13 protein-coding genes are annotated in these 18806 nt (G+C 72.7%); 3 read left to right on the forward strand and 10 right to left on the reverse strand.

What is annotated here, in order from left to right; translation table 11 throughout:
- A partial coding sequence (locus AB0E77_RS24500; RefSeq protein WP_361573995.1) for a maltotransferase domain-containing protein occupies window positions 1-677 on the reverse strand: 677 nt, incomplete at its 3' end.
- 454 nt (window positions 678-1131) lie between these two features.
- Here AB0E77_RS24500 and AB0E77_RS24505 point away from each other — a divergent pair.
- Window positions 1132-3750 carry a glycosyltransferase family 1 protein gene (locus AB0E77_RS24505; RefSeq protein ID WP_361573997.1) on the forward strand — a complete coding sequence of 873 codons (2619 nt, stop codon included), beginning with the start codon at window positions 1132-1134 and terminating at the stop codon, window positions 3748-3750.
- A gap of 47 nt (window positions 3751-3797) precedes the next feature.
- Here AB0E77_RS24505 and AB0E77_RS24510 read toward each other — a convergent pair whose 3' ends face one another.
- The 9 genes from AB0E77_RS24510 to AB0E77_RS24550 all read right to left on the reverse strand — a co-directional run bounded on the left by AB0E77_RS24510 (window position 3798) and on the right by AB0E77_RS24550 (window position 17710).
- Window positions 3798-4307 (reverse strand): DUF1990 domain-containing protein, encoded by a 510-nt coding sequence (locus AB0E77_RS24510; protein WP_361573999.1) that lies wholly within the window; start codon window positions 4305-4307, stop codon window positions 3798-3800.
- 83 nt (window positions 4308-4390) lie between these two features.
- Window positions 4391-6040: a M4 family metallopeptidase gene (locus AB0E77_RS24515; RefSeq protein WP_361574001.1), complete on the reverse strand. Its 1650-nt coding sequence runs from the start codon at window positions 6038-6040 to the stop codon at window positions 4391-4393.
- Between the two features lie 308 nt (window positions 6041-6348).
- Entirely contained in the window at window positions 6349-8376 is a 2028-nt protein-coding gene (locus AB0E77_RS24520; RefSeq protein ID WP_361574003.1) for a M4 family metallopeptidase, read from the reverse strand.
- Window positions 8377-8668: 292 nt separating this feature from the next.
- Window positions 8669-10474, reverse strand: a complete 1806-nt coding sequence (locus tag AB0E77_RS24525) for an ABC transporter ATP-binding protein (RefSeq protein WP_361574005.1) — start codon at window positions 10472-10474, stop codon at window positions 8669-8671.
- Window positions 10471-12264, reverse strand: a complete 1794-nt coding sequence (locus AB0E77_RS24530) for an ABC transporter ATP-binding protein (RefSeq protein ID WP_361574006.1) — start codon at window positions 12262-12264, stop codon at window positions 10471-10473. The genes AB0E77_RS24525 and AB0E77_RS24530 overlap by 4 nt, the downstream gene beginning before the upstream one ends.
- Entirely contained in the window at window positions 12261-14129 is a 1869-nt protein-coding gene (locus AB0E77_RS24535) for an ABC transporter ATP-binding protein (RefSeq protein ID WP_361574008.1), read from the reverse strand. Before AB0E77_RS24535 ends, AB0E77_RS24530 begins: the two co-directional genes overlap by 4 nt.
- Complete coding sequence (locus AB0E77_RS24540) at window positions 14126-16030, reverse strand: ABC transporter ATP-binding protein (RefSeq protein ID WP_361574010.1); 1905 nt, start codon at window positions 16028-16030, stop codon at window positions 14126-14128. Before AB0E77_RS24540 ends, AB0E77_RS24535 begins: the two co-directional genes overlap by 4 nt.
- A gap of 130 nt (window positions 16031-16160) precedes the next feature.
- Window positions 16161-17564 carry a sulfatase-like hydrolase/transferase gene (locus AB0E77_RS24545; RefSeq protein ID WP_361574012.1) on the reverse strand — a complete coding sequence of 468 codons (1404 nt, stop codon included), beginning with the start codon at window positions 17562-17564 and terminating at the stop codon, window positions 16161-16163.
- 50 nt (window positions 17565-17614) lie between these two features.
- The gene (locus AB0E77_RS24550; RefSeq protein WP_361574014.1) at window positions 17615-17710 is read right to left on the reverse strand and encodes a putative leader peptide; all 96 of its coding nucleotides are present in this window, start codon (window positions 17708-17710) and stop codon (window positions 17615-17617) included.
- Between the two features lie 364 nt (window positions 17711-18074).
- On the opposite strand from AB0E77_RS24550, the gene AB0E77_RS24555 reads away from it, so the two are divergent.
- Together AB0E77_RS24555 and AB0E77_RS24560 are read left to right on the forward strand one after the other, a co-directional pair.
- Complete coding sequence (locus tag AB0E77_RS24555) at window positions 18075-18341, forward strand: hypothetical protein (RefSeq protein WP_062698815.1); 267 nt, start codon at window positions 18075-18077, stop codon at window positions 18339-18341.
- Window positions 18338-18799, forward strand: coding sequence for a PIN domain-containing protein (locus tag AB0E77_RS24560; protein ID WP_361574016.1), 462 nt, complete (start codon window positions 18338-18340; stop codon window positions 18797-18799). Before AB0E77_RS24555 ends, AB0E77_RS24560 begins: the two co-directional genes overlap by 4 nt.
- Window positions 18800-18806 lie beyond the last annotated feature (7 nt).

Here is an 18806-nt window from a genome sequence, read left to right on the forward strand (position 1 = left end):
AGCAGGGGCAGCGGGTCGGAGGTGGTGACCAGTTCGCGCAGCGGATACCGGGCCAGCACCGCGTCCACCTCCGGCGTCAACGCCGCCGCCAGCCGTGACGCAGCCGGACGCGACTCGTCCCGCAGCGCGTCGACGGCGGCGAGGAGCAGGGCGCGCCCCCGCCCCCGCGGCACGACCGCGGCGGCACGCTCGTACAGCCGCGCCCCTTCCTCCAGGACGAGCTCCGTGTCGATGCCCGCCGGGACCTTGATGCCCGCGTGGTGCCGCCAGGTGGTGACCGGATCGCCCCACGCCTCGACGGTGTACGACCACAGTCCGGGCTCCCCGGCGGTCACCGTGGCTCCCCAGCGGTCGGTGCCGGGGGCCAGTTCCCGCATCGGCGTCCACGGCCCCGGGCGGCCCCGCGGATCTCTCAGGACGACGTTGGCCGCCACCGCGTCGTGCCCCTCCCGGAACACGGTGGCCGATATCGGGAACTCCTCGCCGGTGACGGCCTTGGCGGGCCGGCGGCCGGCCTGGACGACGGGGCGTACATCGAGGACGGGGATGCGTCCGACGACGGTGGACTCCCCGCCCGAGGGTGGTTCCGGGACCGGCGGGCCGGCATCGGCCGGGCGCGCGGGGGACGCTCCGGTGCCGGGTGCGGCGGGGGATGACGAGTGGTGCGTGGCGGGCATGACCGCTCCTGTCCGCGTCAACGAGGGTGGGCGGATGACTCTGGGGAGGTGGGTCCTGCGGGGTGTGCCGCGTGGGGTGTACCGCAGGAGCCTTCCCACACTGTTCGGGTGGGCAATCCGGCACTTTGTTAACTACTCGCGCGTATGTCGACACATGCGGCGGGTCCCGACCGAACGCCTTCCCGCGCGCCGCTCCCGCAATCCGTGCCTCCGCGACAAGTGCAGCTTTTCGTGCGGGGCGACATGCCACAAGAAGGCCGATGGGGAAAGATCCGGCCATATCGACACGCCGGTGCGCACCGGCCCGTCCGGCGTACGAGGACGCGGGCCGTTCAAGCCGATTGAGGGGTCATGGGGCGAAGCGCCCAGCATGGGACAGACCGGCGCCGGTAACGTCATATGCGACGAGGTAACACGCACCCCGTCCAATCGAGCGAATGCGCAGAGGTGGAGTGTGAAGGCGATCCGTCGACTGACCGTCCGTCCCGTTCTCCCCGACCCCCTCCGGCCACTCAGCGATCTGGCCCGCAATCTGCGCTGGTCCTGGCATGCGGAGACCCGCGACCTCTTCCAGTCCGTCGACCCCGGACGCTGGGCCGAGTCCGGCCGCGACCCGGTGCGGCTCCTCGGCACCGTCCCGCCCGCGCGCCTGGCGGAGCTGGCCGGGGACCAGGGCTTCCTGGGCCGGCTGACCGCGGTGGCCGGCGACCTCGACCACTACATGACCGGTGACCGCTGGTACCAGACCCAGCCGGGCCGACTGCCCGCCGCCGTCGCCTACTTCTCCCCCGAGTTCGGCATCACCGCCGCCCTGCCCCAGTACTCCGGCGGTCTCGGCATCCTGGCCGGCGACCATCTGAAGGCGGCCAGCGACCTCGGGGTGCCGCTCATCGGGGTCGGCCTGCTCTACCGGCACGGCTACTTCCGGCAGTCCCTGTCCCGGGACGGCTGGCAGCAGGAGCACTACCCCGTCCTCGACCCCCACGAGCTGCCGCTGGCCCTCCTCAAGGAGTCCGACGGCACGCCCGCCCGCGTCGCCCTCGCCCTGCCCGGCGGCCGGGAGCTGCGGGCCCGGATCTGGCTGGCCCAGGTCGGCCGGGTGCCGCTGCTGCTCCTGGACTCGGACGTCGAGGACAACGACCTCGGCGAACGCGGCGTCACCGACCGGCTCTACGGCGGCGGCAGCGAACACCGGCTCCTCCAGGAGATGCTCCTCGGCATAGGAGGTGTCCGGGCGGTGCGCACGTACTGCCGGCTCACCGGCCACGCCGCACCGGAGGTGTTCCACACCAACGAGGGCCACGCCGGGTTCCTGGGCCTGGAGCGCATCGCCGAACTCTGCGACCAGGGACTGGAGTTCGGCTCCGCGCTGGAGGCGGTCCGGGCGGGCACCGTCTTCACCACGCACACGCCCGTGCCGGCCGGCATCGACCGCTTCGACCGCGAACTGGTCGCCCGCCACTTCGGCCCCGGCGCCGAACTCCCGCGCATCGACGCCGAGCGTGTCCTCCGGCTCGGCATGGAGACCTACCCCGGCGGCGAGCCGGGCCTGTTCAACATGGCCGTGATGGGACTGCGCCTGGCCCAGCGGGCCAACGGCGTCTCCCTGCTGCACGGCGCCGTCAGCCGGGAGATGTTCTCCGGGCTGTGGCCCGGCTTCGACGCCGAGGAGGTGCCGATCACCTCCGTCACCAACGGTGTGCACGCCCCGACCTGGGTGGCCCCCGAGGTGTTCCGGCTCGGCGCCCGGCAGATCGGCGCCCAGCGCGCCGAGGACGCCCTGACCATCGGCGGCTCGGACCGCTGGGACTCCGTCGCCGACATCCCCGACCAGGACATCTGGGAGCTGCGCCGCACCCTGCGCGAGCAGCTGGTCACCGAGGTGCGCGAGCGGCTGCGGGCCTCCTGGCGGCAGCGCGGCGCGGGCACGGCCGAGCTGGGCTGGATCGACGACGTCCTCGACCCGGACGTGCTCACCATCGGGTTCGCGCGACGCGTCCCGTCGTACAAGCGGCTCACGCTGATGCTGCGCGACCGCGACCGGCTGACGGAACTGCTGCTGCACCCCGAGCGGCCGGTCCAGATCGTCGTCGCCGGCAAGGCGCACCCGGCGGACGACGGCGGCAAGCGGCTGGTGCAGGAGCTGGTCAGGTTCGCGGACGACCCGCGGGTCCGGCACCGCATCGTGTTCCTGCCCGACTACGGCATGGCGATGGCGCAGAAGCTCTACCCGGGCTGTGACATCTGGCTGAACAACCCGCTGCGGCCCCTGGAGGCGTGCGGCACCTCCGGCATGAAGGCGGCGCTCAACGGGTGCCTCAACCTGTCGGTGCTGGACGGCTGGTGGGACGAGTGGTACCAGCCGGACTTCGGCTGGGCGATCCCCACCGCCGACGGGGCCGGGACCGACGCCGACCGGCGCGACGCCATAGAGGCCGCCGCCCTCTACGACCTGCTGGAGCAGCGGATCACCCCGCGCTTCTACGAGCGGGGCGCGAGCGGGCTGCCCGACCGGTGGATCGAGATGGTCCGCAGGACGCTGAGCCTGCTCGGGCCCAAGGTGCTGGCCGGCCGCATGGTCCGGGAGTACGTCGAGCGGCTGTACACCCCGGCGGCCGAGGCACACCGCGCGATGGACCCGGACTCCGCCCGGGGGCTCGCCGAGTGGAAGACCCGGCTGCGGGCGGCCTGGCCCGGAGTGAGCGTCGACCACGTCGAGACGTCCGCGCCCGCCGCCACGGCGGAGCTCGGCACGACCCTCGGCCTGCGGGTGCGGGTGAACCTCGGGGAGCTCGCCCCGGACGACGTCGAGGTCCAGGCGGTCTCCGGCCGGGTGGACTCCGAGGACCGCATCACGGACGCGGCCACCGTGCCGCTGAAACCGGTGGGCGGCCCCGACCTGGAGGGCCGCTGGCTGTACGAGGGCCCGCTCGCCCTGGACCGCACCGGCCCCTTCGGTTACACCGTCCGCATCCTGCCCGCGCACCGGCTGCTGGCGTCCGGCGCGGAGGCCGGTCTGGTCGCGGTGCCGTCGGACGAGCTGGGGGAGGCGGCGGGAATGCTGATGAGGTGAGCGCCCCGGGTGAGGGCGAGGGCAGGGGGGGGAGGGGGCGGCCGGGCTCAGTCCTCCTCCTCGCCGCCGCTCAGCCGCCGCAGGACGGTCCCGCAGCGGCGGGCGTAGGCGTGCTGGAAGCCCCGGCTCGCCGGTCCGCCGGCCTTCGCGTACCACTTCGCCGGGCGGCTGAAGGCGGTCACCGTCAGCCAGACCGTGCCGTCGCCGGTGCGGTCGACGACGAAGGCCTCCTCGCCGGACTCGGGGTGCCCGGGCAGGGTGCCGTACGCCCAGCCGGCCCGGCGGTGCTCCTCCAATGTCCACACCACCCGGCAGGGCGCCTTGATCATCCCGGCGAGGGTGACGGTGACGTCGACGCCGGGCGCGGCACGGTCCGCGCTCGCGTCGATGCCGACGCCCGTCGCCCGGTGCATCTCCCAGGTGAGCACGGCCTCGGCCGCCCGCCGGAAGACCGGCTCGCCCTCCCCGAGGCGCGTGCGTACGTGCAGGGGGCGGAAGCCGGGCGGGCAGGGGGCCTGCTCGCGGGTGGCGCCGACGTCGTCGTACGTGAAGGACATGGGCACCAAGGGTAGGGCGGCACCCGGGAACCGGAGGTTCCGGGTGCCGCCCCTCACGGTGCCGGCGCAGCTGCCGGTGCCGGTCAGCTCACGTTGATCGCGGTCCAGGCCGCGGCCACCGCCTTGTACTCGGTGCTGGTCGATCCGTACAGGGCCGACGCCGCGTTCAGGGTCGCGGTGCGGGCGGCCTTGTAGTTGGTCGTCGACGTCATGTACGTGGTCAGCGCCTTGTACCAGATCTGCAGCGCCTTGGCGCGGCCGATGCCGGTGACGGTGGAGCCGTTGTACGTCGGGGAGTTGTAGCTGACCCCGTCGATGGTCTTCGCCCCGCTGCCCTCGGCGAGCAGGAAGAAGAAGTGGTTGGCCGGGCCGGACGAGTAGTGCACGTCGACGCTGCCGAGCGTGGAGGACCAGTAGTCCTTGGACGCCCCGTCCTTGCTGGGCTTGTCCATGTAGCGCAGCGGGGTGCCGTCGCCGTTGATGTCGATCTTCTCGCCGATGAGGTAGTCGCCCTTGTCGGCGGAGTTGGCCGCGTAGTACTCCACGCCGGTGCCGAAGATGTCGCTGGTCGCCTCGTTGAGGCCGCCGGACTCGCCGCTGTAGTTGAGGCCCGCGGTGTTGGAGGTGACGCCGTGGCTCATCTCGTGCCCGGCGACGTCGAGCGAGGTCAGCGGGCTGGTGTTCCCGTAGCCGTCGCCGTAGGTCATGCAGAAGCAGCTGTCGGACCAGAAGGCGTTGACGTACTGGTTGCCGTAGTGCACCCGGGAGTAGGCGGCCTTGCCGTCGTTCTTGATGCCGTTGCGGCCGAAGGTGTTCTTGTAGAAGTCCCAGGTGACCTGGGCGCCGTAGGCGGCGTCCACGGCGGCCGTCTGGTCGGTGGAGGAGCTGGAGGCGGTGCCGGTGCCCCACACGTCGTCGGCGTCGGTGAACAGCGTGCCGGTGCCGGAGGTCTTGCGGGCCAGGTTGTACGTCTTGTGGCCGCCGCGCGCCGTGTCGTACAGCTGGTACGTCGAGCCCGACTTGTAGGTGCCGAGGGTGACCGTGCCCGAGTACAGGCTCTTGCCGGAGCCCGTCTCGATGCCCTGGTACTCGTGCAGCTTGGCGCCGGTGGCGGCGTCGGTGATGACGTGCAGCTCGTTGGGGGTGCCGTCGTCCTGGAGGCCGCCGACGACGGTCTCGTAGGCGAGGACCGGCTTGCCGTCGGCCGCCCAGATCACCTTGCGGGGCGCGGAGCCGGCCGCGGTCTTCGAGGACCCGGCGTCCTTCGCGGCGCCCAGCGCCTGCTGCTCGGCCTCGGCCGCGGCGATCTTCGGCGTCACGGTGGCCACCTTGATGGCCGCGTTCGTCGCTCTGGTCACGCCCTGGGCCGCCCCGGACTTCGCCTGGTGCACGATGAGGTCGCCGCCGAGGACCGGCAGGCCCGCGTAGGTGCGCTCGTAGCGGGTGTGGACGGTGCCGTCGACGTCCCGCACGACGTCCTTGACGACCAGCTTCTCCTGGGTGCCGAGGCCTATCTGCCGCGCCGTCGCGGCGGCGGACTGCTGCTGCTCCTGGATGAGCGCGGTGCGGGCGGAGTCCGACAGCAGCACCGGGGCGCCCGGCAGGGCGCGCGGCGCGGCGGAGTCGGCGGCGGCGGTGCCGGCGGTCAGGCCGGTGGTGAGCAGGGCGCCGGACGCGACGGCGGTGGCGACGGCCAGCGTGGTGCGCTTGTGGCGCGCGAACAGGGAGGACACACAAGCTCCTTCGGTGGGGGAGTCCGGTCGGCTTTTCGGGTGGCCGGCCGGCGTTGACTGCGAAGTTGTGCGGCGGGTGAGGGAAGACTGGCACCAGTGCCGCGTACATGTCAGTGGGGTCGAATGATGTTGGCCGAAAATCGACGAACGGGTGAATGTTGCGGGAACATGAACCCGCGTGACCTCGGCAAAAGCGCAACCCCACCCGCGTATGGGCTTGGCAAAAAGCGGACGGGCATGGGGAGGGCGCCGCCCCCGGGAGTCAACCTCCGGGGACGGCGCCCTGACTGTGGTGGGACGGTGCGGGCCTACGGGAAGGTCAGGCGCCAGGCGTCGATGTAGCCGGTGTCCGCCGGGCCCTGGTCCTGGACGCGCAGCTTCCAGGTGCCGTTGGCCGATTCGGACGAGGCGTTGACCGTGTAGGTCTCGTGCACGTCCGCCGCCGGGTCGTAGCCGCTGGACTTGAGCGCGTACACCGAGCCGTCCGGGGCGATCAGGTCGATCTTGAGGTCACCGCGCCAGGTGTGCACGATGTCGACGCCCACCTGGAGGTTGCTCGGCGCGTTGCCGGTGCGGCCGGAGACCGTGATCGAGGAGGTCACCGCGGACCCGTAGTCGGGGATGTTCACGTTGGCGGTGTTCTCGACGGTCGTGCCGCCCCCGCCGCCGCCGCCCGAGCGCGAGCCGACGTTGATGGCCGCCCACGCGTCCTGGACCGCCTTGTACTCGGCACTGTCGGTGCCGTACAGCTCACCGGTGGCCGCGAGGGTGCCGGTGCGGGCGCCCGCGTAGTTGGTGGTCGACGTGAACTTCGTGGTCAGCGCGCGGAACCAGATCTTCTCCGCCTTCGCGCGGCCGATGCCGGTGACCGGAAGGCCGTCCGAGGTGGGCGAGTTGTAGGTGACACCGTTGATGGTCTTGGTGCCGCTGCCCTCGCTCAGCAGGTAGAAGAAGTGGTTGGCCGGGCCGGACGAGTAGTGGACGTCGATCCCGCCGAGACCGGAGTACCACGAGTCCTTGGACGCGCCGTCCTTGCTCGGCTTGTCCATGTAGCGCAGCGGGCTGCCGTCCCCGTTGATGTCGATCTCCTCGCCGATGAGGTAGTCACCGACGTCCGAGGAGTTGTTCGCGTAGAACTCGACCGCGCTGCCGAAGATGTCCGAGGTGGCCTCGTTGAGGCCGCCGGACTCGCCGCTGTAGTTGAGGCCCGCGGTGTTGGAGGTGACGCCGTGCGTCATCTCGTGCGCGGCCACGTCGATGGACGTCAGCGGGTGGGTGTTGCCCGAGCCGTCGCCGTAGGTCATGCAGAAGCAGCTGTCCGACCAGAAGGCGTTGACGTAGTTGTTGCCGTAGTGGACCCGCGAGTACGCGCCCACACCGTCGCCGCGGATGCCGGAGCGGCCCTGGACGTTCTTGTAGTAGTCCCAGGTCAGCGCGGCGCCGTAGTGGGCGTCGGCGGCGGCGGTCTCCGTGTTGGACGCGCTGCCGTTGCCCCAGGTGTCGTCGGAGCCGGAGTAGAGCGTGCCGGTGCCGGAGGTGCCGCGGTTCAGGTTGTACGTCTTGTGGTTGCCGCGCGTCGTGTCGGTCAGCGTGTACGACGACCCGGACTGCGCGGTGCCCAGCGTCACGGTGCCGCTGTACATCGTGTTGCCGGTGCCCTCGTGGATCGCCTGGTACTCGTACAGCTTGGCGCCGGTGGCCGCGTCGGTGACGACGTGCAGCTCGTTCGGCGTGCCGTCCTCCTGGAGGCCGCCCACGACCGTCTCGTACGCCAGGACCGGCGTGCCGTTGCCCGCCCAGATCACCTTGCGCGGGGCACGGTCGGTCCCGGGCTGCGCGGCGCCGGCGGCCCTGGCGGCGGAGACCGCCTGCTGCTCGGCCTTGGCGGCGGTGATCTTCGGCGTCACGGTGGCCGGCTTGATGGCCTTGGCCGTGGCCTTCACGACCTGCTTCGTGGCGCCCGACGGGGCGGTGGTGACGACCAGGTCGCCGCCGAGCACGGGCAGCCCGTCGTAGGTGCGCTCGTAGCGGGTGTGCAGGGTGCCGTCGCGGTCCTTGACCACGTCCCGGACGACCAGCTTCTCCTTGGCGCCCAGGCCCAGGTCGCCGGCCGTCTCGGCCGTGGCGGCGCCCGCGTCCCGGATCAGCTCCGCGCGCTGGGACGGGGTGAGCTTGACCGACTCGGCGCCCGGCGCGGGGGCCGGCTGCGGGGCCGCGGTGGCTCCGCCCGCCTGGAAGGCCGTGGCGATCAGCGCGGCGACACCGGCGAGGGCGATGCCCGCCGCGCGGCGGTGCGTGGTGTGGGAGGTGCGTCTGTGGGGAGTGCTGCTGCTCAACACTGACTCCTTCTGCGTGGCCGCGGGTCGCGCGGCCAGGGGAGACCGGACGGCGGGTGAGCCGACCGGGCAGTACGGGGTGGTACGCAGAAACCACGTGCAAGGAGCTGGCCACGGCACAGCGCTGATGACGATGCTGTGGGGGCGCTGTGGAGCGGCCGTGGGAAGAGTGGCAGGAGACCCGGGCGCTTGTCAGGACCGCGTCAGTAAGTTGGCCGGAAATCGTTCGTTGTCCGGGCGTTCATGTTCGATATACGGATTCGTTGCCTGGCGGCCCGTACTGACTGCCCGCTCAGCCGGCTGGCCGCCCGGCATCACCGGCGGAGGTGCTTTCGCGGGCCTGACCGTGCCACGACGCCCACAGCGCCGCGTACGCCCCGCCGGCCGCCACCAGCTCGTCGTGCGTACCGATTTCGGTCAGCCGGCCCTCCTCCATCACGGCCACACGGTCGGCGTCGTGCGCGGTGTGCAGCCGGTGCGCGATGGCGATGACCGTACGGCCCTCCAGCACGGCGGCGAGCGCCCGCTCGGTGTGCCGGGCCGTCGTCGGGTCCAGCAGGGCGGTGGCCTCGTCCAGGATCAGGGTGTGCGGATCGGCCAGCACCACCCGGGCCAGGGCGAGCTGCTGGGCCCGCGAGCCGTCGGCGCGGCCGGCGTCGCCGCCCAGCTCGGTGTCCAGTCCGCCCGGCAGCTCCCGCACCCACTCCGCGGCGCCGACCGCGGCGAGCGCGGCCCACAGCGCGTCGTCCGTGGCGTCCGGTTCGGCGATGAGCAGATTGTCCCGAACCGTACCCAGGAAGACATGGTGCTCCTGGGTGACCAGCACGACCTGGCGGCGCAGCCGCTCCGGCGCCAGCGCGACCACGGGCACCCCGCCCACCGTCACCGAGCCCTCGTCCGGGGCGTCGACCCCCGCGAGCAGCCGGCTCAGCGTGGTCTTGCCCGCCCCGGACGGACCGACGACCGCCAGCCGTTCACCCGGCCGCACGGTCAGGTCCACCCCGCGCAGCACCTCGCCGCCCCGCTCGTACGCGTAGCGCACCCCGGACACGTCGAAGCGGTCGTCCGCCGGGACCGCCGTGTCGTCCGCCGCGGCCCGCGGGGCCAGCGCGAGCCCTTCCACCCGGGCGAAGGAGGCGCCGCTGCGCTGGAGTTCCTCGAAGCGCATCAGCACCTCGTCGAGCGGCACGGTCAGCTGCTGGAGGTACAGCGCACAGGCCACCACCGCGCCCACGCTCACCATGCCGTGCGCGTGCAGGACCCCGCCGGCCAGCAGCACGCCCGCCACCGGCACCACGTACGACACCTCGATCACCGGGAACAGCACACTGCGCAGGTACAGCGTGTGGAACCGGGCGCGCCGCGAGACCTCCAGCGCCCGGCGGCTCGCCCCGACCCGCCGCCCGGCCAGCCCGAACGCCTCGATCGTGCGGGCGCCCGCCACCGTCGAGGCGACGATCTCCGCGACGTCCGAATTGGCCGCCCCCTCGGCGAGATAGCCGTCCCGCGCATGCCGCAGATACCAGCGCAGCGCCCACCGGATCGGCAGCAGCAGCACCAGCGCCACCGCGCCCAGCGGCGGGGAGAGCACGAACAGGGCGGCGCTGAGGAACAGCGTCTGCACGGCGTTGACCAGCAGGTCCGGGCCGGCGTCGCGCAGGGTGGTGCCGACGGTGGTCACATCGGCCGTGCCCCGGGTCGTCAGGTCCCCGGTACCCGCCCGCTCCACCACGGACGCGGGCAGCGCCAGCGCCCGGTCCACGAACCGCTCCCGCACCCGGGCCAGCGTCCGCTCACCGAAGCGGTGACCCACGTACCGGGCCCAGCGGGCCAGCAGCAACTGGGCCGCCGAGCACGCCAGGATGGCGACCGCCATCCGGTCCACGGCGTCCACCCCGCCCCCGGCCCGCACCTCGTCGACGATGCGGCCCAGCAGCCACGGACCGGCGAGCCCGGCCAGCGCCGCCAGCGCGTTCAGCCCGAGGAGCGCGGCGAACGCCCGCCCGTCGGCCCGCACCAGTCCGGCCATCGCCCGCCGTACGGCGGCACGCCCGGCGACCGGGAGCCCGCCCGGCCCGCCCTGCTCCCGCGAGGTCATCGCACGGGCTCCTCTTCCTCGGCGTCTTCCTTCTCGCGGCCCTCTTCCTCGGCCTCCCGCGCGACCAGCGCCCGGTAGCCCGGCTCGGCGTCGAGCAGGTCCCGGTGGCTCCCGACGGCCGCGACCTTGCCGTCGACGAGGTAGTGCACGACGTCCGCCCGGTCGAGCACCAGCGGCGACGTGCAGGCCAGCACGGTCGTCCGGCCCGCGCGCTCCGCCCGCAGCCGCTCCGCCACCGCCGCCTCCGTGTGCGCGTCCAGGGCCGACGTCGGCTCCACGGCCAGCAGCACCTCGGGATCCGCCGCCACGGCCCGGGCCAGCCGCACCCGCTGCCGCTGACCGCCCGACAGATCGCGGCCCTGCGCGGCCACGACGGTGTCCAGCCCCTCGGGCAGACCCCGCACGATGTCGTCGGCGGCGGCCGCGTCGAGGGCCCGGGAGAGCCGGTCCTCCGAGGGCATGTCCCTGGGACGCGGTCCGCCGGCGCCGATGACCTCGCGCAGGGTGCCGGCGAACAGGTCGGCCTCCGCCTCCGCCACCAGAATGCGCTCCCGCACCCGCCCCAGCGGGATCTCGGTCAGCGGGACATCGCCCCAGGTGACGTCGGAGGGTGCGTACCGGCCGAGGCGGTCGATCACGTCGGCCGCGTCGGCCGGCCGGGCGCCGGCCAGCACGGTCAGCCGCCCCGGCGCCACCCGCACCCCGGACGCCGGGTCGTACAGCGCCGACGGCTCCGCCGGGGCCTCGCGCGTGCCCTCGTCCGGCTCGGGCTCCAGCCGCAGGAACGCGACCACACGGCGGGCGGCCACCACACCCCGGCTCAGCTGATGGCTCATCTCGATCAGGAATGCCACCGGCCAGCCCAGCGCCACGACATAGCCGTACACCGACACCAGCTCGCCCACGCTGATCTCGCCGCGTGCGGCCAGCCGGGCGCCCAGCCAGGTCACCAGCCCCAGGAACAGCATCGGCAGTCCCACCCCGATGGCCTGGATCCAGCTGGTCACCGCCCCCACCCGGTACCCCTGCTCGCGCAGCCGCGCCGAGTCCCGCCGGAAGGCGTCCGCGACCAGCGACTTGCCGCCCAGCCCGTTCAGCACCCGCAGCCCGCCCGCCAGGTCGCCGATCCGCGCGGTGAGCACGCTCTGCCGCTCCCGGTACTCGGCCTCCCGGCCCTGCAACCGGCCCATCAGCGGCCCCAGCAGCACTCCGAGGACCGGTACGCCGAGCAGTACCACCAGGGCCAGCCGCGCCGACACCGACAGCATCAGCCCGCCTACGGCCGCGTAGGCGACGACCGCCCCGATGCCGGGCCCCACCGCGGTGAGCGACTGGCTGATCGTCTGCACGTCGCCCACCCCGATGGTGACGACCTCGCCGGTCCCCACCTGCCGCCGCAGCGCCGCGCCGAGCCGTGTGGCATGCCCGACGACGACCTTGACCGTGCGGAAGTTGGCGTCCATCCGGACCCGCGTCATCGTGCGGTGCCGCATGATGCCCAGCCAGGCGTTGACCACCCCGGCCGCGGCCAGGGCCCCCGTCCAGCCGGCCAGCGCGCCCAGGTCACCCGGCTCCAGCCCGTGGTCGACCGCCCGCGCCATCAGGTACGGCGTCGCCGCCAGCAGCACCATCCACGCGCTGGCCAGCACCGCCCCCGCCGCACAGCGCCGCCACTGCCGCCCCACCAGCCACCACAGGTACCGCCAGCCGCCCCGCAGGTCGGGCGTGCCGGGATCCTCGTACGCGTCGACCGAGGTGCCGCCCGTGCGCCACCCTCCGGTGCCGCTCACGCGAGACTGTCCCGCCACGCCTTGTGCAGGTCCGCGAACCGGCCCGTCCCCGCGACCAGTTCGGCCGGGGCGCCGTCCTCCACGATCCGGCCGTGCTCCATCACCAGCACCCGGTCCGCGATCCCCACGGTCGACAGCCGGTGCGCGATCACCACCGCCGTACGGCCCTTCAGCACCGTCGCCATGGCCCGCTGCACCGCGCGCTCACCCGGAACGTCCAGCGAGCTGGTCGCCTCGTCCAGGATCAGCACCGCCGGATCGGCGAGCAACGCCCGCGCGAACGCCACCAGCTGCCGCTGACCGGCGGAGATCCGGCCGCCCCGCTTGCGGACGTCCGTGTCGTAGCCGTCGGGCAGCGCGGCGATGAAGTCGTGGGCGCCGATCGCCTTCGCGGCCCGCTCGATCTCCTCCCGCGTGGCCTCCGGACGCCCGATGGCGATGTTCTCGGCGACCGTCCCGGAGAAAAGGAACGCCTCCTGCGTCACCATCACCACCCCGCGCCGCAGCTCGGGCACGGCGAGGTCGCGCAGGTCGGTGCCGTCGAGCAGGACCCGCCCTTCGGAGGGGTCGTAGAACCGGGCGAGCAGCTTGGCCAGCGTCGACTTGCCCGCGCCCGTCGAGCCGACCACGGCGACGGTCTGGCCGGCCGGGATCGTCAGGTCGAAGCGGGGCAGCACCTCGCCGCCGGTGCGGTAGCCGAAGCGGACCGCGTCGAAGACCACCTCGCGCCCCGGGTGCTCCGACACCGGCGGCGGCAGCTCCTTCGGCGCGGCCGGCTCGGGCACGGACGGCGTCTGCGCCAGCAGCCCCGCGATCTTCTCCAGCGAGGCAGCCGCCGACTGGTAGGAGTTGAGGAACATGCCGAGCCGGTCGATCGGGTCGTACAGCCGGCGCAGGTACAGCACCGCCGCCGCCAGCACACCGAGCGCCAGCGTGCCCTCGGCGACCCGGTAGGCGCCCCACAGCACGATCCCCGCGACGGCCGTGTTGGCGACCAGCCGGGAGCCCACGACATATCGGGCCATCTCCAGCAGCGCGTCGCCGTTGGTCACCTCGTGCCGCCGGTTCAGGACGGTGAAGTCCGCGTCGTTGGCGGCCTCCCGGCGGAAGGCGCGCACCGGCCGGATGCCGTTCATCGTCTCCACGAACTTCACGATCACCGCCGCGATCGCCGTGGACCGCTTCCGGTACACCCGGCCCGCGCGGCGCTGGTACATCCGCACCAGCGCGTACAGCGGTCCGAACGAGGCGACCGCGACCGCGCCGAGGCCCAGGTCCAGCCACAGCAGCATCGCCGAGATGTAGACGAAGGACAGGACGACCGTGACCAGCTCCTGCAGCCCCTCGCTGAGCAGCTCCCGCAGCGACTCGACGTCGGTGGTGGATCGGGAGATGAGCCGCCCCGACGTGTAGCGCTCGTGGAAGTCGACGCTGAGCGCCTGAGCGTGCCGGAAGATCCGGCCCCGCAGGTCCAGCAGCACGTCCTGGTTGACGCGGGCGGACGCGGCGATGAACGCGTACTGGAGGGCACCGGCGGTCAGCGAGCACAGCAGGTATCCGGCGCCGACCGCGACCAGCGGACCGTGGTCGCCGTCGCGGAAGGCCGGCACGGCACGGTCGATGGCGTACGCCACCAGCAGGGGCCCCGCCTGCACGGCCGCCTGCTGGAGCAGCAGGATCAGCACCGTGATCGCGACGCGGGCCCGCATCGGCGCCAGCAGCGAGCGCAGCAGGGCAGCCGTGGCGCCCGGCGGGCTGGGCAGGACGTCGCGGTCGAAGTCGTCGCCGGTGTGCTCCCCGTCCCCGGGCCGGGGCGGATCCTCCGCCTCGCCGGGAGCGGGCGGGGAGGTGATGGGGGCCGTCATCGCCGGTCGTCCTCCTGTTCCTCGGCGCCGGACATCAGATGGGCGTACTCGGCGTTCGTGCGCAGCAGTTCGTGATGGGTGCCGACGGCGGCGATCCGGCCGCCGGACAGCAGGGCCACCCGGTCGGCGAGCAGCACGGTGGAGGGCCGGTGGGCGACGATCAGCGCGGTGGTGTCCGCGAGCACCCGGCGCAGGGCGGCCTCGACGGCGGCCTCCGTGTGCACGTCCAGCGCGGACAGCGGGTCGTCGAGGACGAGGAACCTCGGCCCGCCGACCACGGCCCGCGCGAGCGCGAGACGTTGCCGCTGGCCGCCGGAGAGACTGAGGCCCTGCTCGCCGACCTGGGTCCCGGTGCCCTGCGGGAGGGCGTGCACGAAGTCGGCCTGCGCGACGGAGAGCGCCCGCTCCAGGGCGTCGGGACCGGTGCCCTCGCCGGCGCCCATCAGCACGTTCTCGCCGACGGTGGCCGAGAAGAGCGTGGGCTCCTCGAAGGCCACGGCGACCAGAGCGCGCAGCTCCTCGCGGGGCAGGGCGGCGATGTCCTCGCCGTCCAGCGTGATCCGCCCCTCGGTCACCTCGTGCAGCCGGGGGATCAACGCGGTCAGCGTGGTCTTCCCGCTCCCGGTGGCACCGACGAGGGCCATGGACTCCCCGGGCCGGACATGCAGGTCGAGCCCGTCGAGGAGGGGCGGGGAACCGGGGGGTGCGTCGGGGTAACGGAAGCGGACGTTCTCGAACCGAAGGCCTTCGACGCGCCCGGTGCTGCTGTCGGCCGGGGGCTGGTCGCGCTGCTCGGCGCTGCGAGGTGCCTCCCCCAGTGCCTGAACGGCCTGGGAGGTACCCCCATCGCCCACCCGTGCCGCCCCAGCGGCACGGCTGCCCGCAGCTATGCCGGTTTCCGGCTCCGCGTCCATCACCTCGAAGTACCGGTCCGTAGCCGTCGCCGCCTCCTGACTCATCGCCAGCAGGAACCCGATCGACTCCACCGGCCACCGCAGGGCCAGCGCCGTCGACAGGAACGCCACCAGCGTCCCCGCCGACAACGCCCCGTCCGCCACCTGCACCGCCCCCACCACCAGCGCCGCACCGATCGCCAGCTCCGGCAGCGTGACGATGACCGCCCAGATCGCCGCCAGCAGCCGCGCCTTGCGCAGCTCCGTGCCGCGCAGCGTGTGCGACAGCTCGTGGAAGGCGCGGGCCTGACTGCGGTGCCGCCCGAAGCCCTTGATGACCCGGATGCCGAGCACGCTCTCCTCGACCACGGTCGTCAGATCCCCGACCTGGTCCTGCGCGCGCCGCGCCACCTCGGAGTACTTCTTCTCGAAGACCGCGCAGGTCAGCATCACCGGAATCGCCGGTCCGAGGATCACCAGCCCCAGCGTCCAGTCCTGCACCAGCATGATGCCCACGCCGACCAGGATCGTGACGCCGTTGACCAGAAGGAACGTCAGCGGGAAGGCGAGGAACATGCGCAGCAGCATCAGATCCGTCGTCCCGCGCGACAGCAACTGCCCCGACGCCCACCGGTCGTGGAAGGCGACCGGCAGCCTTTGCAGATGCCGGTACAGATCCGCCCGCATCCCCGCCTCGACGCCGGCCAGCGGCCGGGCCACCAGCCAGCGCCGCAGCCCGAACAGCAACGCCTCCGCCAGCCCCAGGAGCAGCAGATACAGCGCGCCCAGCCACACGCCCGCCGGGTCGCGGTCGGCGACCGGCCCGTCCACCATCCACTTCAGGACGAGCGGGATCACCAGCCCCACGCAGGAGGCGAGTATCGCCACGAACGCGGCGGTGGACAGCCGCGCCCGCACGGGACGGACGTACGGCCACAGCCGCAGCAGGGAACGGACGGAGGACCGCCTTCCGGCGGAGTCCGGGGCGGGGGCAGGTGTCGTGGGCATCAGCAGCGAGCCTACGGTTCGCCACTGACACTGCCCACCGAGTTTTCGTCGCCCCGAGGGTCGTACGGAGGCATCGGCGGCCCGGGCGGTGCGCCGCCCGGCGCACCGCCCGCAGTGCCGTACCCCCGTGTCAGCCCGTCGGGTACGGCAGCAGTCCGGCGTCGGTCTTCTCCCAGGCCGCCTTCAGCTCCGCGAGCAGCGCGGGCCGGTCCGCGGCGAGATCGGCCTGCTCGCGGGCGTCCACCGCCAGGTCGAACAGGTGGTCGCGGCCGTCGGCGTCGCGGTAGTACTTCCAGTCGCCGCGCCTGAGTGCCCGGTTGCCCCGAACCCGCCAGAACAGGTCGCGCTCCGGCACCTTCTCGCCGCGCAGCAGGTAGCCGGCGAGGCTGTGCCCGTCGAGCGGGTACGCCGGGTCCGGCCGGGCGCCGCCCAGCTCCAGCAGGGTGGCCGTCCAGTCGGGGGAGTAGACGGGCAGGTGGCTGACCTGGCGGGCGTCGATCCCGGCCGGCCAGCGCAGGATCGTCGGCACCCGGATGCCGCCCTCCAGCAGCTCGGACTTCCCGCCGCTGAGCGGCCACTGGTAGGAGAAGCGCTCGCCGCCGTTGTCGCTGGCGAAGACGACGAGGGTGTTCTCCTCCTGGCCGGAACGGCGCAGCGCGGCGAGCACCCTGCCGACCGAGGCGTCCAGGTTCTCGACCATCTCCTTGTACTTCTCCACCGAGCCGCCGTCGTTGTGCAGCAGCGCGCCCAGCACGTTCCCGGAACGGACCTCGGCGGCGATCTCGGCGCCCGTCTCCTCGTCGTCCTCGGTCAGCCACGGCCAGTGCGGGGTGGTGAAGTTGAGGTTGAGCAGCCACGGCCTGTCGTGGTCGCGGCCGACGTACTCCACGGCACGCTCGGTCAGCACCGTGGTGTAGTAGCGCAGGTCCTTGTACTCGGCGTCGCCCTCGTACAGGTCGTAGTCGCCGAGCTGGCCCAGCTTGGAGAAGTACTCCAGGGCGCCGCCGAAGTTGCCGAAGAACTCGTCCCAGCCCGACTTGGTGGGGCTGTGGTCCGGCAGCCAGCCGCAGTGCCACTTGCCGATCAGGGCGGTCGCGTAGCCGGCCTTCTTCAGCAGGGAGGCGAGGGTCGGATGGTTCGGGTCCAGGCCCTGGGTGCGGTTGCCGATGGGCTCGGCCAGCCCGCCCTTGGTACGGCCCGTGTAGAGGCTGAAGCGGGTGGGGGAGCAGGTCGCGGAGCCGGAGTAGGCCTGGGTGAACCGCACGCCCTGCGCGGCGAGCCGGTCCAGGTTCGGCGTCCGGATGTGCGGGGCGCCGTACGACGACAGGTCGGCCCAGCCGAGGTCGTCGCCGAGGACGAACAGGATGTTCGGGCGCCGGCGCGGACGCGCGGCGGCGGGGCGGGACCGGAACGGGCGTTCGGCGGGACCGTCCGAGGCGGGAGCGGCCGACGCGGTGCCGGACGCACCGGCCACGGCCGTCACCGCACCGCCGCCGACCAGGCCACCGAAGACACGACGGGATATCTCGGGCATGCGTGATCCAGGGGGAAGAGTAGGGAGGGGAAAGGAGCAAGGGCGCGGGCTCAGCGACAGACGGCGCTGGACTGGCGGCACAGGTCGACGTGGCGGCGCCGGACGAGCGCGGCGCTCACGGACCGTGGAGCGGCGGCGGGCCTCATGAACTGGACGCTGTCAGCCGGGCTGTTCCCTGGTCAAGAAGATCACCGACGGCTTCACGAAGCCGACAAGGGCCCGCAACACACGGGCCCGGGGCCCCTCGCCACCCCGCCCCGCCGCGGGGCAGGGGACAGCATCGCCCTCCCTGAAAGCGGGTTTCGCAGGTTCGAATCCTGCCGGGGGCACAACGCGTTACCGCTCTGAACTGGGGTTACTTCCCCAGGGAGGGCCCCCACTCGGCCTCGGACTCCTCGTCCGGTGCCGTTTTGCGTGAGCGGACGGAGAGTTGATCTCCCGAATATCCCCCAAAGGATCTGCATCATCCGCCACGGCCTCCGAGCCGGGCGAACATGGCATACTTGAAGTATGGCAACCCGGAAGATCACCATCACCGTGCCGGAAGAGCTGGTGGAATCGATCAAGGAGCGCGTCGACGCACGCGGAGTGTCCGGCTATATCGCGGCCGCCGCCGCTCATCAGGACGCCATGGACCGACTGCGCGAGCTGGCAGGGCGCCTCGAGGAAGAGCACGGCGCCGTGACGGACGACGAGCAGCAGGCAGCGCTGGACCGCATCGCGGCCATTGACGGCTGGCATGACGAGCAGCGATCACATTCGGACGAGGCCGCGTGAGCCGCACCGCCCGGGCGAGGCTGCATCGGCCGCGACAGCGCGTCTTCGTGTTCGACTCCGAGGCTCTCTCCAAGGCGGTTCAGGGCGATCGGGAGATGACAGCGCTGATCAAGACGGCTCCACGGCTCGACATCCCGATCGTCACCTCGGCGCTCACGACCCTGGAGGCATGGGACCCTCGCGAAGCGTCGAGGCAGGAACTGTGGAACTGGACGCTGTCCCGGATCCGCGTCGTGCACACGGACGAACAGGTGATCGCCATGGCGCGCGACATGCTGAAGACAGCCGGCCTGCATGGGCACAAGTACGCCATCGACGCAATTCTGGCGGCCGTGGCCGGGCAGGAAGCCGCGCGGGGAGCTGAGGCAACCGTCTTCACCTCCGACACCGACGACATGAATCAGCTACTCGCCGGACAGCTACTCGCCGGACACTCCGTGCGAGTCGAGAAGGTCTGACGAGACG

Source organism: Streptomyces sp. NPDC032940, assembly GCF_040636935.1.
Classification (GTDB): Bacteria; Actinomycetota; Actinomycetes; order Streptomycetales; family Streptomycetaceae; genus Streptomyces.

Bases quoted from the DNA above. Each gene is read 5' to 3' on its own strand.
- AB0E77_RS24510 (WP_361573999.1), bottom strand. From the start codon at position 4,307: ATGTCCTTCACGTACGACGACGTCGGCGCCACCCGCGAGCAGGCCCCC.
- AB0E77_RS24555 (WP_062698815.1), top strand. From the start codon at position 18,075: ATGGCAACCCGGAAGATCACCATCACCGTGCCGGAAGAGCTGGTGGAA.
- AB0E77_RS24540 (WP_361574010.1), bottom strand. From the start codon at position 16,030: ATGCCCACGACACCTGCCCCCGCCCCGGACTCCGCCGGAAGGCGGTCC.
- AB0E77_RS24550 (WP_361574014.1), bottom strand. From the start codon at position 17,710: ATGAGGCCCGCCGCCGCTCCACGGTCCGTGAGCGCCGCGCTCGTCCGG.
- AB0E77_RS24535 (WP_361574008.1), bottom strand. From the start codon at position 14,129: ATGACGGCCCCCATCACCTCCCCGCCCGCTCCCGGCGAGGCGGAGGAT.
- AB0E77_RS24545 (WP_361574012.1), bottom strand. From the start codon at position 17,564: ATGCCCGAGATATCCCGTCGTGTCTTCGGTGGCCTGGTCGGCGGCGGT.
- AB0E77_RS24525 (WP_361574005.1), bottom strand. From the start codon at position 10,474: ATGACCTCGCGGGAGCAGGGCGGGCCGGGCGGGCTCCCGGTCGCCGGG.